The 13,448-nt window shown below is 34.7% G+C and carries 15 protein-coding genes and 2 other annotated features; of the genes, 4 read left to right on the top strand and 11 right to left on the bottom strand.

The window, feature by feature from the left end; translation table 11 throughout:
- Positions 1–214 precede the first annotated feature (214 nt).
- The 4 genes from LN736_RS01430 to LN736_RS01445 all read right to left on the bottom strand — a co-directional run bounded on the left by LN736_RS01430 (position 215) and on the right by LN736_RS01445 (position 4,446).
- Positions 215–1,552, bottom strand: a complete 1,338-nt coding sequence (locus LN736_RS01430) for an MFS transporter (RefSeq protein ID WP_229980554.1) — start codon at positions 1,550–1,552, stop codon at positions 215–217.
- 104 nt (positions 1,553–1,656) lie between these two features.
- Positions 1,657–1,856, bottom strand: a binding site (T-box leader).
- A gap of 41 nt (positions 1,857–1,897) precedes the next feature.
- Positions 1,898–2,095, bottom strand: a binding site (T-box leader).
- Between the two features lie 204 nt (positions 2,096–2,299).
- Complete coding sequence (locus tag LN736_RS01435; RefSeq protein WP_229980555.1) at positions 2,300–2,770, bottom strand: UPF0158 family protein; 471 nt, start codon at positions 2,768–2,770, stop codon at positions 2,300–2,302.
- 49 nt (positions 2,771–2,819) lie between these two features.
- Positions 2,820–3,122 (bottom strand): hypothetical protein, encoded by a 303-nt coding sequence (locus LN736_RS01440; protein WP_229980556.1) that lies wholly within the window; start codon positions 3,120–3,122, stop codon positions 2,820–2,822.
- 142 nt (positions 3,123–3,264) lie between these two features.
- Positions 3,265–4,446, bottom strand: a complete 1,182-nt coding sequence (locus tag LN736_RS01445; RefSeq protein ID WP_229980755.1) for a MalY/PatB family protein — start codon at positions 4,444–4,446, stop codon at positions 3,265–3,267.
- Between the two features lie 237 nt (positions 4,447–4,683).
- Between LN736_RS01445 and tnpA the strand changes: the two genes are divergently transcribed.
- From tnpA to LN736_RS01465, 4 genes are all read left to right on the top strand, one after another.
- The gene (tnpA, locus tag LN736_RS01450) at positions 4,684–5,064 is read left to right on the top strand and encodes an IS66 family insertion sequence element accessory protein TnpA (protein WP_106011221.1); all 381 of its coding nucleotides are present in this window, start codon (positions 4,684–4,686) and stop codon (positions 5,062–5,064) included.
- Positions 5,054–5,410 (top strand): IS66 family insertion sequence element accessory protein TnpB, encoded by a 357-nt coding sequence (gene tnpB, locus LN736_RS01455; RefSeq protein WP_229980557.1) that lies wholly within the window; start codon positions 5,054–5,056, stop codon positions 5,408–5,410. Before tnpA ends, tnpB begins: the two co-directional genes overlap by 11 nt.
- An 88-nt stretch (positions 5,411–5,498) precedes the next feature.
- On the top strand, positions 5,499–7,040 hold the full coding sequence (gene tnpC / locus LN736_RS01460; protein WP_229980558.1) for an IS66 family transposase: 1,542 nt from the start codon (positions 5,499–5,501) through the stop codon (positions 7,038–7,040).
- Positions 7,041–7,485: 445 nt separating this feature from the next.
- A complete protein-coding gene (locus LN736_RS01465) occupies positions 7,486–8,412 on the top strand; it encodes a site-specific integrase (RefSeq protein ID WP_229980559.1) in 927 nt (308 codons plus the stop codon).
- Here the strand turns inward: LN736_RS01465 and LN736_RS01470 are convergent.
- The 7 genes from LN736_RS01470 to LN736_RS01500 all read right to left on the bottom strand — a co-directional run bounded on the left by LN736_RS01470 (position 8,409) and on the right by LN736_RS01500 (position 13,424).
- Positions 8,409–8,909 carry a restriction endonuclease subunit S gene (locus LN736_RS01470; protein ID WP_229980560.1) on the bottom strand — a complete coding sequence of 167 codons (501 nt, stop codon included), beginning with the start codon at positions 8,907–8,909 and terminating at the stop codon, positions 8,409–8,411. The two genes, LN736_RS01465 and LN736_RS01470, sit on opposite strands and share 4 nt — an antisense overlap.
- 86 nt (positions 8,910–8,995) lie before the next feature.
- A complete protein-coding gene (locus LN736_RS01475; RefSeq protein ID WP_229980561.1) occupies positions 8,996–9,241 on the bottom strand; it encodes a type II toxin-antitoxin system prevent-host-death family antitoxin in 246 nt (81 codons plus the stop codon).
- A 169-nt stretch (positions 9,242–9,410) separates the two neighbouring features.
- On the bottom strand, positions 9,411–9,668 hold the full coding sequence (locus LN736_RS01480) for an N-6 DNA methylase (protein WP_326839060.1): 258 nt from the start codon (positions 9,666–9,668) through the stop codon (positions 9,411–9,413).
- Positions 9,637–9,972 (bottom strand): type II toxin-antitoxin system PemK/MazF family toxin, encoded by a 336-nt coding sequence (locus LN736_RS01485; RefSeq protein ID WP_179977986.1) that lies wholly within the window; start codon positions 9,970–9,972, stop codon positions 9,637–9,639. The genes LN736_RS01480 and LN736_RS01485 overlap by 32 nt, the downstream gene beginning before the upstream one ends.
- Positions 9,957–10,163: a DUF2281 domain-containing protein gene (locus LN736_RS01490; RefSeq protein WP_229980564.1), complete on the bottom strand. Its 207-nt coding sequence runs from the start codon at positions 10,161–10,163 to the stop codon at positions 9,957–9,959. Before LN736_RS01490 ends, LN736_RS01485 begins: the two co-directional genes overlap by 16 nt.
- Positions 10,164–10,549: 386 nt before the next feature.
- Positions 10,550–12,139, bottom strand: coding sequence for a type I restriction-modification system subunit M (locus LN736_RS01495; protein ID WP_229980566.1), 1,590 nt, complete (start codon positions 12,137–12,139; stop codon positions 10,550–10,552).
- A gap of 28 nt (positions 12,140–12,167) precedes the next feature.
- A complete protein-coding gene (locus LN736_RS01500) occupies positions 12,168–13,424 on the bottom strand; it encodes a restriction endonuclease subunit S (RefSeq protein WP_229980568.1) in 1,257 nt (418 codons plus the stop codon).
- Positions 13,425–13,448: the final 24 nt, after the last annotated feature.

Consider the following 13,448-nt stretch of genomic DNA (forward strand, 5'->3'; position numbering starts at 1 on the left):
ATCCAGCAATTTTATAAGCATGCAATGTCCTCCTTTTTTGATCTGTCAGGTAAATAAATTATATCATTATTCACCTGACAGATTAAAACTCCCTTGGTTATAAAGAACTCCAGGACTTTTCTGAGAGTTAACATATATTTCTATATTATTATTCTAACACATACTAACCGGACAAAATGAATTATTAAAATCCATACTTTCAAAACTTAGGCACTTAAATTTCATCCAGGGATTTTTGTTTTGTTTCAACTCCTAACACAGCAATAATAAATGCCACTACTACAAGTATGCATCCAAGTACTATAAAAACAGTTCTGGTATCATAGTTTTTAAGTATCCATGCTACTCCATAAGGACTGAATATAGTTGCCAGCCTTCCTACTGCATTACAAAATCCTGAGCCTCTAAGTCTTATGTCTGTGGGAAACAATTCCGGAACATAAATGGCAAGGCCAAGTGTAAGAAGTATATATATAATTACAGTGAGGAAAAAACCCATAGTCAATATTACACCCATAGTATTTTGTGAAGCATATGCATATCCAAGTGCTCCTGCTGCAAGCATAAATATAGTAAGGCACCATTTACGCCCTAATTTATCTACAATAAAACTCCCAATTAACGCTCCAAGAGGTGCACCTATCATCATTATGGTTGTATATCCCAATGATTTGGAAACATTTATGCCTTTTCTCAGGAAAAATGTAGGTGCCCAGCTTACAAAAGTATATATTAAAGTGTTTATGGCAATCAGTACTACACAACCTACAATAGTTCTCGAGATCATATTTTTACTGAATAAATCACTAAACTTCCCCGATTCTTTATCATGTTCCTTCCTTATGACACTAGGTTGTGATATGGAATTATCAGCTTCCTTTTCTGCTTCATGGTAAAATATATTTACAACATGCTGTGCATTTTCTTCCATTCCTTTGGATTCATACCATCTTGGGGATTCAGGCATACTTTTTCTCATATACCATACAATTACGGAAAATACACCTACAAATACAAACATCCATCTCCAGCCAAACCGTGGTATTATAAGATATCCCAGAAATGCAGCCGCCGGTGTAGAAACATTTGTTATAAGCGAAAGCATGGACACCCACTTTCCCCTGGTTTTTGAAGGCACAAATTCTGCAAGCAGTGCATATCCTGTAACAATTTCAGCACCGAGTCCAATTCCCATTATTCCCCTGCAGACTATTAAAAAAATCATATTGGGGGAAAATGCAGCTACAAGGGATGCTCCACCAAATATCAAAAGGTTCAGCTGATAAGAAAATTTACGTCCAAAACTGTCTCCTAAAAATCCAGTGATAAGCGACCCTATCAAAAGCCCTAAAAAAGTTACAGAAATAAAAGCAGCATTTAAGCTTATGCTTGACCATCCACTTTTTAACAGCACACCTAAAACTCCACCTGCCAGATATACATCAAATCCATCTAAAAATATTCCAAGACCGATGAGCCATAAAATTTTATAGTGTAATTTGGATATTGGAACATAATCCATTTTTTCCGAAATATAATTGACTTCTTCCATTAAAATACCTCCATTTAGTAAACAAAAATTTAATATTTTTAATATATAATTTCACTGGCCAGTAAAAATTATTTTCTAAAAATAAGCATAAAAAATAGACCTTTCTATGGGGCGAAAGGTCTATCGCGGTACCACCCAAATTTATAACTTGAATATTTTAACGGCGTCACTGCCGGCAGAATCCTACTAATTTTCAGATTGCAGTTTAAGGGTGAGTTTCAATATAGTATAAATGTGCTTTTTCACCATGAACACTCTCTTTAAAAGTATATCTATATTTACTTATCCCTGGCATTACTTTTACAATATTAGGTTTTCATCAAAATAAAAAAGCGGTATTGTTTCTCTTGGAGCGAGAAACAATACCGCGGTACCATCCAAATTTTTTTCTTAATAAAATAACGGATTCACCCGATACAGTCTACTTGTATTTCAACCGATAACTCAAGGACGAGTTTTCAATATATAAGTATTGTGAATTTACAGCAAACATCACTCTCTTTAAATATCATATATTTACTTGATTCCTGTCATAGTTCTTAAATTTAATTTTTCCTAAATTATAGTACTAATTTTATGTATTGTCAAGATTTAGATTTGACAAACTCTTTCACTGTCTGCAGCATCATCGCTGCATTTTGTTCAAGTCTTGATAGAAGTCAAGTTATACATATAGATTCTTAAAAAAGATAAAATAATAAAAAAAATTCTGTAAATGTTTAAAAAGCTATCTCACAATACATATATTTATCTGCTAATTTCCAATCCATTATCACTACACCAATCTAATGCAATTTTATTAAATTCATCATCCTTAAACTTGTACCATTCCTTTTCTACATTAAATCTTATGACTGCATCCTTGAATCTCCTAAAGGCTCCCTTTCCATTTAATGCATTCAATAGTTTATTGGATATTTTATCATTATCTAAGGAATAACAAAATTGAACCATAATATCATACTCATTAATATCAAATTTTGATGGCAATGAGATATAGTTATCCCAATTTTCTTCCACGTCAATAGCAGCTTTAACATCATCCAGCTGCCATTCTAACAGCCTCTCTACATCATCTTCATCATAATTCTCAGCCATTCTTCTTGTCTCGTCATCTATATAAATAATTTTACCTGTAATCTTATTATAATAACAGTTTCCCCCATCATCAGCTAATTCTATTGCTTGTAATACATCTTCCATTTTAACTTTTCCCATTTTTTACATCTCCTTAATCATTCCATACTATAAATCATAAAATATATGGTTAGCCTTTTATGACCTCTTTTAAATGTTCATATCCATTTTCCGTAAATAAATAGTCAATTACTCTATTTTGTTTCTTAACAATAGTCCTACAATGTCCAATTAGACAATTTGCTTCTTTCTTAAATGTCATCTCTATATTTCCAAATAGTTTCGAATCAAAACTTGCTTTATAAAAATCCTGTCTATTCAAATGTATACAATGAATAAAATTTAGAATATTAAACTTTATTTCTTCCTCTAAAGTAATTTTCTTAAGTCCATGCTTAATCATTTTCTTTAATTCTGCTTCACTAAATAACATAATAACCATCCTTCACAAATAAAAACGCATTAATTATCAACCACATTTTCCAAACTTAAATGAAGTGTAAAATACCGTGATTCAGGGAGTCGCCAAAGTGGACATGCTCTTCTTTCTTGCGCAAATACAATCTGCACTGCTTTTAGTTGATATCTTCCAGGCTTTTTTCAATATTCTCTAAAGCTTTCTTTAATATGGTTCTGGGACATGCAAAGTTGATTCTTTGGAAATGTTCTCCTCCAGCGCCGAATATATAACCATCATCCATTGCAACTTTAGCTTTCTTCCGCATCAATTGCTGAAGCTCTATATCCGTCAAGTTAAAATCACTAAAATCAAGCCATGCCAAATAAGTTCCCTCCGGCCTAATCATCTTTACTCTTGGAATTCGTTCTTTTAGAAATTCATCAATAAAATCTAGATTATTTTGAAGATATATAATGAGTTGTTCAAGCCATTCCTCGCCTTTATTGTATGCTGCTATTTGAGCAACAGATGCAAAAGTTCCTGGAGCGATATTGATTGACGATAGTTTACGATTTAATTTTTTCCTTAACTTTTCATTTGGTACTATAATGTTAGAAACCTGTAACCCTGCAAGATTGAATGTCTTTGAAGGCGATGTACATACAATTGAGTTCATCTCAAATTCCTCAGAAACCTTACCAAATGGAATGTGACGATTGGGAAGGTATATTAAATCCGAATGAATTTCATCTGAAACTACCAATATATCATTCTTTAAACAAATCTCCCCTAATTGCTTCAGCTCTTCACTTGTCCATACACGCCCAACTGGATTATGTGGACTGCATAAAAACATTAGCTTAGTTTTACTATACTGAGCAATTGTTTCCAATCCCGAAAAATTCATTTCGTATTTTCCATCATTGAGCACCAACGGATTATTGACAATATGACAGCCATTATTAGTGATAACATTGGCAAATGGATGATAGACAGGATTTTGAATTATCACTTTATCACCTGGACAGCAAAATGTTTCTACAATAAAATTGAGTGCCGGTATTATTCCCGGCGTAAAAAGCATCCATTCCTTTTCAATATTCCATCCATTCCTCTTTTTCTGCCAATTAACTGCAGCCTCCATAAATTCATCACTCTTATGACCATACCCAAAAATACCATGCCGCGCCCTATCTGTTATCATTTCGACAATTGGCTCAGCTACTTTAAAATCCATGTCTGCAATCCACATTGGAATAATTTTTTCATCTCCAAATTTTTCTTTAAGAAATTTTTCAGACCATTTTATAGAATCTGTTTTTCTTCTATCAATGATTTCATCAAAGTTATATTTTATCATAATATTTCCCTTTCCCATAATTGTAAATTAACTTTACTATACAATATTATCGCTTAATTTTATACATTGAAATAGTTTTTTACAAATAAAATTGCTTCACTGCCCACATATTGATACGTAAGCGTCAAACAAGAAAGTGGATGGAAAGTGTTCAAAAAATGTGAGATAATCTTCTAAAATAAGTTTTAAAGTTTTTCAAGTTAGCTTTAAAAACTTTAAAAAGGAAGGTTTTATATGGATGTACAAGAAGCAACTCAAAAATATAGAATGAATGAGTGGATTAAAATTATACGTGAATGCCGCAGCAGTGGCCAGACTGTGAAATCATGGTGCTCGGAAAATGACATTAGGATCAACAGATATTATTATTGGTTGAGAAAAATACGTACTGCTGCTTGTGAAGCTCTCCCTTCCAAAAATCCAAAGGAACAGATAGTTCCCATAAATACTTCCAAATTATCAGGTGTCATTTCCACAGATGCAGCCTATGTTTCTCCAGAAACATATCAGGCTGATATTATTATCCGTTTTGGTCGTGCAGTTCTTGAAATTCACAACGGTGCCTCAGGCAGTTTAATTGAAAATGTTATGAAGGTGCTGCAAAATGCTGGGTGATATTTCAAAGGCAGAGAAAATATATATTGCAACCGGACATACAGATATGAGGAAATCAATTGACGGACTGGCTGCCATCGTACAGAAGAATTTTGAACTGAATCCATTTCAGAACAGTCTGTTTCTCTTCTGCGGACGGAAGAGAGACAGATTGAAAGCACTATATTGGGAAGGTGATGGATTTGTGCTTCTATACAAGAGGTTGGAAAATGGATGTTTTAAGTGGCCTAAAGATGCAGAAGCAGTAAAATGTATAACACCCCGGGAATTCAGATGGCTTATGGAAGGCCTGTCCCTGAATCAGCCAAAGGCTGTAAAGAAAGTAGATATACAAACTGCCCTCTAGTGTCAGAGAAATCTGAAATCATGCGGTTTTATAGAAATTTATGGTATAATAACAGATATAAAAAACGAGTGAAGGAACTGTCTCAATTATGTATACCAAAAATGAAGTTATAGAACTTAAAAATCGCATAGCACAGCTGGAGAAGGAGAATAAAACTCTCCATGAGACAGTTGAATTTCTGACACATAAATTATTTGGCAGGAGCAGTGAGAAGACTTCTGTAATTGCAGGACAGATAAATCTTTTCAATGAGGCAGAAGTTTATAGAAACCCTTCGGCACCGGAACCGAATTTACAGGAGGTATCAAACTACAGGCGTAAAAAATTTGATGGTCAAAGAGCAGAACTGCTTAAAGATATTCCACATCATACAGTAATCTGTGGCCTTGAAGAGGATGAACGTTTCTGTGAAAAATGCGGGACACCTTTGAAAAGCATAGGAAAAGAATTTATCCGTACAGAAATAGAATTCATTCCGGCAAAGGTACGTGTTATAGACTACTACCGTGAAACTTATGAATGCAGGAAATGCCGCAAAGAAGGACTTCCTTATATAGAAAAATCACCAATGCCATATCCGGTAGTACAGCATTCCATGGCCTCACCATCTACGGTTGCCCACATCATGTATGAGAAGTATGTAAATGCTCTTCCTCTATATCGTCAGGAAAGGGAATGGAAGTCATTGGGAGTAAAACTCAGCCGTGCGACTATGAGCAACTGGATTATGGTTGCATCCAAAAGCTGGCTGATGCCACTTACAAACCTGATGCATAAGAAACTCACAGCCGAGAAATATTTACATGCAGATGAGACGCCTGTACAGGTACTTAAAGAACCCGGCAGGAAAAATACATCAGAATCCTATATGTGGCTGTACAGTACATATGCAGGCAGTAAGACACCAATAAGGTTGTTTGATTACAAACCTTCAAGAAGTGGGGACTGCCCACAAAAATTTCTAAAAGGCTTTAGAGGATATCTCCATACGGACTGTTATAAAGGTTATAACAAAGTTCCGGGAATAACAAGATGTCTGTGCTGGACACATCTCAGGAGATATTTTGTTGAAGCACTTCCAAAAGACATAAAAAGCCCTGAAGCTACACTTCCGGCAGCAGGAATTGATTTCTGCAACAAACTCTTTGCAGAGGAAAGATCAATGAAAGATCTTATGCCGGATGAACGAAAGAAAAAGCGTCTTGAAACGGAAAAACCGATTCTTGAGGCCTTTTGGGGGTGGCTTGATTCCGTAAAAAACAGCTGCCTTCCCAAATCAAAGCTTGGAAAAGCTGTAGATTATGCTGTAAATAATAAAGAAGGATTTATGAATTATCTTCTAGATGGCAACTGTGCTATTTCAAACAATCTGTCTGAAAACAGTATAAGGCCTTTCACTTTAGGAAGAAAAAATTGGCTCTTTAGTGGAAGTCCACGAGGTGCTGAAGCAAGTGCAGCAGTCTACAGCATGATTGAAACGGCTAAAGCTAATGGATTGGAGCCATACAGCTATCTTGAATTCCTGTTTAAAAATCTGCCTGGTGTCCAATTTGAAGCACATCCTGAATTCTTGGAAGAATACCTGCCCTGGGATCCATGGGTTCAGTCTTCCTGTAAAAATGACAAGTGATAGATTACGACCATTTGAGATGTATTTCAAATGGTCACTTATTTTTTACCTACACCACACCAGGTAATTTATCGCTTACATTGATACTATTAAAAGCCACTATTTAAAACAACTTAACATGACAAAATATAAATAATAATCTAAACATATATTTTCTTCAAAAAGCGGTGATTTTTCACTTTTCTTCTTTTACTTGCTCCACTTAGTATGGTAAGCGCTAGGCACAGAGCCCCACCCTTGGTATAAGATACCTGTTAAGAATAATGCTGAGGTAAAAATACTAACTACTAAATTCCAACATATGGTTATAATAAGAAAATAGGTGCATTTTTTCAATTATTGATTTGCACACATTAATTATTTCGGAAGAATTAAACAAGCAGCATATCATTTAAATGATCAGCGTGAGGCAATTTTCGATAAATCAAAAGGAGGAAATTTAATAATGTTAGAAAAAGTAAAAGGAACTGATTTATTTTGTCAATATTATGGGAAATGGATTACAGTCTACAAAGATGGTGCTATAAGAAAAGTGACTATGGATAAATATCTTATGACTAAAAAGTGGCTTGAAAAACTTATTCCAAACCTTATAATTTGCGATTTGAATCGTATAACCTACCAACAATTACTCAATGACTATGCTGCCTGGCATGAACGTCAAACAACGATGGATTTCCATCATCAATTAAAAGCTGCTATTTTGGATGCAGTGGATGAAGGTTTAATTGACAGGGATCCTACGCGAAAAGCAATAATCAAAGGAAAAACTCCAAGAGATAAAAAAACAAAGTACCTGAATCAGTTTGAGCTGCATACTCTATTAAGCAATCTTGATTTAAAGTCTGAAGTAAGCTGGGATTGGTTTATACTATTAGTTGCAAAAACCGGGATGCGCTTTTCGGAAGCATTAGCACTTACACCTAAGGATTTCGATTTTTCACATCAGATTCTTTCAATCAGTAAAACATGGAATTATAAAGGAAATGGCGGCTTCCTTCCAACAAAAAATCAATCCTCTGTACGCAAAGTAGAAATAGACTGGCAAACAGTAATTCAGTTTTCTGAGTTACTAAAGGGATTGCCGGAAGATAAACCTATATTTACAGAAAACAAAGTATATAATTCAACTGTTAATGATATATTAACAAGACACTGTAAGAATGCAAAAGTTCCAGTAATCTCAATTCATGCATTACGCCACACCCATGCCTCCCTTTTGTTATTTGCTGGTGTATCAATTGCAAGTGTGGCAAGAAGATTAGGGCATGCTAGCATGACAACAACCCAAAAAACCTATTTACATATTATTCAGGAACTTGAAAATAAAGATGTAGATTTGGTTATGCGTTCATTGTCAGGGTTAAGTTAACCAGGAATCATTATCAGAAATGACTCACGCTGATGAAGGGCGATAAGGTTGTCGAGATTATCAAGGAAAGCTCCAATTTTTCTCTGTTCGGTTATGGACGGTACTGGAATCTCTATTTTAATAAAATCTGATTCATGAATACGCCATTGACCGTAGATGACACCCTGGCGCCATTTGACCATTGCATTAATAAAATCTTTGCGAACCAAACGGCGTCCCAAGAAATCAGAATCTGCTATCCCTGTTGGTTGAAAAATGCTGTAAACAGGTGAAATAGAGGCTTTTCCATACTTATTCAAACCGATTGATCCGGTTTCGAGATTATTTGAACTGTAAATAAAGTCGCCAAATTCTGTCCGCTTATACAGCTTGTTTTCTGCATCAGATACCAATGAGCTTCGGTCGTATCGTTCTCCTTTTGGTGCAACACCCTCATTCGCAATGAAAGCCATAAGTGGATATTCATCGTTCATAGGTGCTTGCTCATTGCGTTCCATTAGCAGTTCCCCAACCTTACGCTGTTCCCAAGCAAGTGTGGGAAAGTAAATGCATTAGCTCTAGATTTTATCTTATTATATATATTTCATCTATCAGCCAGTTCTTTAAAAGCTTCTATATTTTCTTCAAGAATTTTATCTGCAATCCTATCAAGGGTCTGTTCTTCAGATACATCTTCTTTAGTAAATTCTTCAAAGTCCAAAACTACATACTTGGGCTTGTTATTTTTCATAATAATTACCGATTTGTCCTCATCAACCATCCTGGCTACTTTAGAAAAATTCTGGTTAGCCTCTGACATTGAAACTATTTTTTTAGTATTTACCAGCATTAAAACCCCTCCTTAACACTATAATATGTTTATATTATACCATAAGTAGGATAAAAGTATCCTACTTATATAAAATTTTAAATCGCATCTAACTCACACTGTTCCCAACACCAGCAAATCTAAATTTTACACCTAAAATTTTCAATTGTTCATTAATCTTTGCTTCAAGTTATGCAATTTCCTTATTATCTTGTTCTAACTGATTATTCACTTCTTCCAAATCAATTGGAGCTTCTTCAAAAGTATCAACATAACGTGGAATATTCAAGTTAAACTCATTTTCCCTGATTTCCTCAATTGATGCCACATGGGCATTATTTAACGTCATATTGTTATATAGAGCAAACTGCCCTAAAAATCTTTTTATATAATAAGTTTTACTTATAACTTCATTTTTAGCCTTCTGCGAAGATTCTAATAACCCTATCTGTTACCTCTTTTATTTTTTCTTCATTCAAATGCCCAATCTTATACAAAACTATATCTCTGTCAGCTGTAAATATCTTATTAGGTCTGATATTACTATTTTTTATCAATGATCCCTCTTCAAAGTCACTATTCTTCAATTTTATTGAATATGAATCAAATACATTTTGACTTGTTATTTGGGAAAGAATTAAATCATATCCTTCTAGATCAGCTAATACTAAGGCCGGTCTCTTCTTCGATTGCGATAAATCTGAAAAGGGGAAAGGTACAACGACTACGTCACCCTTTACAAGTCTTCCCATGCTTTATCCTCCTCAGGTTTAAGCCAATCTTTTGCTAGATTCTCTTCACTTGCTAATGTTATATCATCTATCTTTAAATTGCTTTTTCTATTTTTTTTAAATTCTATATAATCTATATAATCAGCTACTTCCTGCAATAAGTAAGGTGGTAATGTTTCAATTTTTTTTACTAAGGCATCCTTATTAATCATATAAATCACCTTCCTGTATATTCTTTATTTTACTATTATTATACCATATTAACTAAAACATCATTGTCTAAATTCGTTGGTTTCATATTACAATGCCGTACCTTTTTTAGGAATATAGAAAAAATCCTGATATTCCCTTTCTATCTTTTAATAACTCTATTTTTCTGTCTATTCCGCCTGCATATCCCGTAAGGAACTTACCACCACTCACCAATGTTATTTTTCCAAGTGGTGAATTATATCTTTCGATATAATTTCATATTCTACACCTCGTCCATTTTCCCGTTTTTTATTGTTCCAACGGGAAAAAATTTGAAATCCGTATTCTTTTAAGTTACTTTATCTGAAATTGCACCCAGCTCACACTGCTCCCAGCACCAGCAAATTTAAATTTTTACACCTAAAATCTTCAATTGTTCCTTAATCTTTGCTTCAAGTTCTGCAATTTCTTTATTGTCCTGTTCTAACTGCTTATTTACTTCTTCCAAATCAATTGGAGCTTCTTCTTCAAAAGTATCAACATAACGTGGAATATTCAAGTTAAACTCATTTTCCCTGATTTCATCAATTGATGCCAAGTGAGCATATTTATCAACATCTTTGCGTTCCTTAAATGTATTGATGATTTTATCTATATTTTCATCATTCAAGTTATTTTGATTCTTTCCCTTTTCAAAATCACTGCTTGCATCAATAAATAATATGTCTTTAGTTTTACGATTCTTCTTAAATACCAAAATGATTGTAGGTATACTTGTCCCATAGAATAAGTTAGGCGGCAGACCAATAACTGTGTCAAGATAATTTTTTTCAATCAGAGTTTGACGGATTTTGCCTTCTGCTGCACCGCGAAACAGCACACCGTGAGGCAGAACAATAGCCATTGTGCCAGTGTTGTTTAAATGATATATACCGTGTAATACAAAAGCATAATCTGCTTTTGAGGCTGGTGCCAATTTCCCATAATCGCTAAAACGCGGATCTTTTAATTTAGTTTTATCATTATCCCATTTCGCAGAATACGGTGGATTTGCAACCACTGCATCAAAATTGCGCGGGTGGTCAATCCCTTTTCCATCTGGTCCATCCGGCCAATCGTTTTCCAGAGTATCAGCATTATTTAATGTCATATTGTTATAAGACACATTATGCATCATTAAGTTCATACGGGCCAAATTATATGTTGTTGTATTCAACTCTTGACCAAAATACTTTATAGGAGTACCATCAGGCAATTCTTGTCCAACAGTAAGCAGCAGGGAACCTGAGCCCATTGTCGGGTCATATACATTGAAAAATTCATTCGATTTTTCTACACCGCTGGTGACTATTTTAGCCAAAATCTTACTTACTTGATGAGGTGTATAAAATTCCCCACCCTTTTTACCAGCACTTGCAGCAAATTTACCGATTAAGTATTCATAGATTTCACCTAGAATGTCTTTCCCATCATCTCCCTTGTATTCAATTTCATCCACTAACTTAACTACATTGTTAAGTGATTTTGCACGTTCATTTGTAGAACTTCCAAGACGTGTATCTCCCAGGTTAATATCGTTGAATATACCGCGGAAATCTTTCACCGCTTCTTTATTTAATTCCGCATTCTTATTAAAGTTATCAAAAATAGTTTGATAGTCGCTGGGAATAACCTGTGAATCATTAATTTTATTAATCAAAGACTTCCATGTATCATTCGGCGCAATTGCATATCCCAAACTTGATGAAATATCTTGTAAATAGTCAGCCAAATCTACACCTGCCGCTTGTTTTAGATAAGCATCATTGATAGATTCTCCCTCTGCAGCGTCAATAACATTATTTTTTACCAAATACTGTTCTTGATGTTCCGAAAGATATCTGTAAAACATAAATGCCAAGATATAGTTTTTGTACTCCGACGCATCCATTGTGCCGCGCAGTTCATTTGCCATAGCCCAAAGTTTACTGGTAATTGTTTGTAGATTATTGCTCATTGTTTTAATTCCTTTCTTTTAAATTATTTCATATAAACATCTGTTGTAGTAATGCTTTCTTTTGTTCCTGCAAATGATTTAACTTACGTTGATGAAGGGTGATAAGGTGGTCGAGGTTTGATAGGAATTTCCCAATTTTATTTTGTTCTTCAACTTGAACAGGAATATATGCCGTTAATTTAGCAAATTCTTTCATTCCAATTCCCTTTGCTGTACCACCAGAAGCATTAGCATTTAAACGTGCTTGAACCAGTGGACTTCTCAATAGTTGAGCCAAGAAATCATTGCACGTTTTACTATTGTCTGTCTTGAAAGCAACTGCACGTTGATTAAGGATATAACCCTCTTCATCAGGCACTTGAGCCACATTTCCAAGGGGTGCTTCAGTAGTAAAAAGAACATCACCTTTTTCTAATCTTTGGTCTCCCATCCAACGTTCAAATAACTCTTGATTTCCATACTTTGCTTCAACTGATTTATCAATGTATCCATCTTTCACATTCAAAGCAGAGAGAACTAAATAGCCTTCATCTCCCCATTCCATACCAAACTTAGTAGGACTTTTTCCACGATAATCTAGAACTTCTTCAACATTATTAATGAGCTTACGCTGTTCCCAAGGGTCAGTAAATCCCGGAAAGCGAAGTTCCGGAAAATTCTCACCTTTTTTGGGGAACATTTTTTGTAACAAACCTTTCTTCTCATCCTGCAGGTGATTTAACTTACACTGATGAAGGGTGATAAGATTGTCAAGCTTCTCGAAAAAATCGCCAATTTTATCTTGTTCTTCCATACTTGGAATCAAAATCGGCATCTTTGCCATTTGTTTACCGGATATTTCCATAAACGTAGATCCAGCTCCATTTGTTTCACCGTACTGTTTTAATTCGTGAGTACGAGAAAAAATAAAGTAGCTATCTAACTCATCTTTATGCGGAACGATAGATTGAAAACCTTGGTTAGTACATCCTTCTTTTGCTAATATAGCAGTGTTTCCGATACCAGCACGTGATGTAAACAACACAGTGCCAACTGGTAAAATTTTTGCTGAACTCTTTTGCAATCCAAGTTCAGTGATTTTCTTTTGGCTATTATCAACGTAAATTTGTTTACCAATCTCTACAGGAGAATACCAGTCTACGTCACCATCCCAATATTTAGGATTGCCCGTACTAGGAGTGCCTCCACCAATAATTTCAGCAACCTCACCTAGCTTACGCTGTTCCCAAGGGTCGGTAAATCCTGGAAATCTTATTTTAGGTACATTAGCTTTATTTTTATCCATTTTATCTCCTATCTTAACTGTCAA

The organism is Clostridium aromativorans (assembly GCF_020908015.1).
In the GTDB taxonomy this organism is placed as follows: Bacteria; Bacillota; Clostridia; order Clostridiales; family Clostridiaceae; genus Clostridium_B; species Clostridium_B aromativorans.

What these genes read in the sequence shown, in the direction of transcription:
- LN736_RS01430 (WP_229980554.1), bottom strand. Translation starts at nt 1,552, where the DNA reads ATGGAAGAAGTCAATTATATTTCGGAAAAAATGGATTATGTTCCAATA.
- LN736_RS01435 (WP_229980555.1), bottom strand. Translation starts at nt 2,770, where the DNA reads ATGGGAAAAGTTAAAATGGAAGATGTATTACAAGCAATAGAATTAGCT.
- LN736_RS01440 (WP_229980556.1), bottom strand. Translation starts at nt 3,122, where the DNA reads ATGTTATTTAGTGAAGCAGAATTAAAGAAAATGATTAAGCATGGACTT.
- tnpA (WP_106011221.1), top strand. Translation starts at nt 4,684, where the DNA reads ATGGATGTACAAGAAGCAACTCAAAAATATAGAATGAATGAGTGGATT.
- tnpB (WP_229980557.1), top strand. Translation starts at nt 5,054, where the DNA reads ATGCTGGGTGATATTTCAAAGGCAGAGAAAATATATATTGCAACCGGA.
- tnpC (WP_229980558.1), top strand. Translation starts at nt 5,499, where the DNA reads ATGTATACCAAAAATGAAGTTATAGAACTTAAAAATCGCATAGCACAG.
- LN736_RS01465 (WP_229980559.1), top strand. Translation starts at nt 7,486, where the DNA reads ATGTTAGAAAAAGTAAAAGGAACTGATTTATTTTGTCAATATTATGGG.
- LN736_RS01470 (WP_229980560.1), bottom strand. Translation starts at nt 8,909, where the DNA reads ATGGAACGCAATGAGCAAGCACCTATGAACGATGAATATCCACTTATG.
- LN736_RS01475 (WP_229980561.1), bottom strand. Translation starts at nt 9,241, where the DNA reads ATGCTGGTAAATACTAAAAAAATAGTTTCAATGTCAGAGGCTAACCAG.
- LN736_RS01485 (WP_179977986.1), bottom strand. Translation starts at nt 9,972, where the DNA reads ATGGGAAGACTTGTAAAGGGTGACGTAGTCGTTGTACCTTTCCCCTTT.
- LN736_RS01490 (WP_229980564.1), bottom strand. Translation starts at nt 10,163, where the DNA reads ATGATTAATAAGGATGCCTTAGTAAAAAAAATTGAAACATTACCACCT.
- LN736_RS01495 (WP_229980566.1), bottom strand. Translation starts at nt 12,139, where the DNA reads ATGAGCAATAATCTACAAACAATTACCAGTAAACTTTGGGCTATGGCA.
- LN736_RS01500 (WP_229980568.1), bottom strand. Translation starts at nt 13,424, where the DNA reads ATGGATAAAAATAAAGCTAATGTACCTAAAATAAGATTTCCAGGATTT.